Raw genomic sequence first — 2,031 nt, forward strand, 5'->3', positions numbered from 1 at the left:
CTCCATTCCTTTGCGGCGTTTGAACGCATCTTGCAGCCATCGATCGCAAACAGTTCATTACCTAATAGCCCTTCTTCGTGGCAAATCAGCAGCACTTGCTCAAACAGTTCCGTCATGTTCTTGGGGTACCGGCTAACGAATTTGGCAATGGTTGTCCAATGTGGAACGGTATCGCAGGAGAGCGCTTTAAAGATGACGTTAGTCTCGCAGCACCATTGGATTTCCCGAGAGGAAGTAATGCCTTTGGAATAGGCGAACAGAATGATCGAGAGCAAAATAGCAGGGTCATAAGCCGGGCGACCTCCTTCATCATTGCTGTACAGGTCGTTAAAAATACTGAGATCGAGCTTGTTGTGGATTAGATAATGAATGGCGTGTTCGAACGTACCGGATTGAAGCTGATCTTGATAATTAATCACGACCATTGAGCTTTGATTGAAATCGTAGTGCTTGAATTTTGGCATAAAACAAACTCCGTTGATTTATGCCATTTTAAAAGTTTTCGGGAAGGATTTGGAGGTTTTTCTACAGCCTCAACGCCCGTAGCACGGGGAAAATTTCAGTGCGTTGGAGCGTCGACTGCCTGTGATTATTATGTGAGCGAGGCAGATAAATAAGGTTCATAAACGAAACTGGACTTAACACCCCATTCTCTCCTAGCGTAAATTATGTGGCCTGACCACTCTTTACCAAACATAACTTTAAAAACGCCATCTTCATAAAGCTCATCACACAGGAACTGCATTGAATCCTTAGGAGTTAGTTCACACATTTCGATAAGAAACATACTCATAAAATCAGATACAGCGTTAATTGCTTGAACCGCGTTCTCACCATTCCACTCCATAGGATTTTCGGGAAACCCCATGGAGCTAGATAACAAGCTATTTTTTGAAAACTGATAATCACGTTCGGTAATTTCATTTTTTTCGTATTGAGGCTCTATACTCTTTGGCCTTGGATGGACATAACTATTTCTCTTACTGACCAGTTCAGATACTTTCTGAACAATTGCACTACCTCGATCTAGACGCTTTTCTCTATTTTTGTATAAAAGTAATAGTTCGTACTTCTCTACCATCGCTAATTTGTCGAATGATTTGGAGAGAGATTTAGGCTGATCGCAACAGTCTAGGAAGCAATTCGCAGCAGCCTCCAGTGAAAAGATTGAGTTCAGTACTGAGTTTCTAGCTAAGACATCTCCATTGCTCTCATTCTCTGTTAACGAAATACTTAATTTTGCAAGGTTTATAGCATCACTATACAAACTAAAAAAAGGGCGCCTATTCCAATATCTACCATTCATGAATTCACATCTTTTCTATCGCATTACGCCGCGCTAAGGGGTTACGAAGCGCAAGCGTAGCAATCCCAGCGAACGAAGTGAGCAATTTAAGCTCCTTGTTAAGCATTTATAGAGCCACCTCTTCTATTTTATAGGCAGTATTATCAACTGTACCTATTTTAATAAGCGCGCTCTTTCTTAGGCTTGAAAAGATAGGCGGCTTCCATAACCCTTTGTTTGTGTAGACGGTACAGTAAAATGGCACTTCATCTATAAATTCGTAATTTATTGATTCTTTGATATTTACCGTCACTGAAAGTATTTCGATACTAGTCCTTTGATGGCAAGGGTTAGGATTAAAGCCAGTGTATTCATAGAATGCACCTTTATCGGTAGTTACAAGACATAGGCCTTCTTCGTCTACAATCTTAAAAGAGTTAAAGTCTATATATAAAAACCACTGTGCCTCTTCGGGCATCAAAGACATTTTCCCTGTATTTTTTATACTAAAAGTATGAGGTGGTCAAGCAAATATGACCAACCCAGTTAAGGGCACCTCTGAAAAATACAACAAATTAAGCGATAATAGCCAAAACCAAACTAACGGACTCAATCATGTCTCAGCTCAGTTTTTCAGACGCCGAAGGTCAAGCGAAAAAACGTAAGCAAACACGACGCGAAAAATTCTTATCGCAGATGGATGATTTGTTACCCTGGCGAGAGCTGGAACGCCCCATTGCCCGTTA

3 protein-coding genes and 1 pseudogene are annotated in these 2,031 nt (G+C 40.9%); 1 reads left to right on the forward strand and 3 read right to left on the reverse strand.

The window, feature by feature from the left end; all coding sequences use genetic code 11:
• The 3 genes from BCF53_RS19055 to BCF53_RS19065 form a co-directional block, all read right to left on the reverse strand.
• Positions 1 to 464, reverse strand: a 464-nt coding sequence (locus BCF53_RS19055) for a transposase (protein WP_132704359.1), incomplete at its 3' end; no start/stop codon positions are given.
• Between the two features lie 128 nt (positions 465 to 592).
• A complete protein-coding gene (locus tag BCF53_RS19060) occupies positions 593 to 1,306 on the reverse strand; it encodes a hypothetical protein (protein WP_132704361.1) in 714 nt (237 codons plus the stop codon).
• A gap of 106 nt (positions 1,307 to 1,412) precedes the next feature.
• Complete coding sequence (locus BCF53_RS19065; RefSeq protein WP_132704363.1) at positions 1,413 to 1,763, reverse strand: hypothetical protein; 351 nt, start codon at positions 1,761 to 1,763, stop codon at positions 1,413 to 1,415.
• Between the two features lie 137 nt (positions 1,764 to 1,900).
• Between BCF53_RS19065 and BCF53_RS19495 the strand changes: the two are divergent.
• Positions 1,901 to 2,031, forward strand: a pseudogene (locus BCF53_RS19495) (IS5/IS1182 family transposase); the annotation flags it as partial.

Source organism: Reinekea marinisedimentorum (assembly GCF_004341165.1).
Classification (GTDB): Bacteria; Pseudomonadota; Gammaproteobacteria; order Pseudomonadales; family Natronospirillaceae; genus Reinekea; species Reinekea marinisedimentorum.

Coding starts and splice junctions, on each gene's coding strand:
- BCF53_RS19065 (WP_132704363.1), bottom strand. CDS start 1,763: ATGCCCGAAGAGGCACAGTGGTTTTTATATATAGACTTTAACTCTTTT.
- BCF53_RS19060 (WP_132704361.1), bottom strand. CDS start 1,306: ATGAATGGTAGATATTGGAATAGGCGCCCTTTTTTTAGTTTGTATAGT.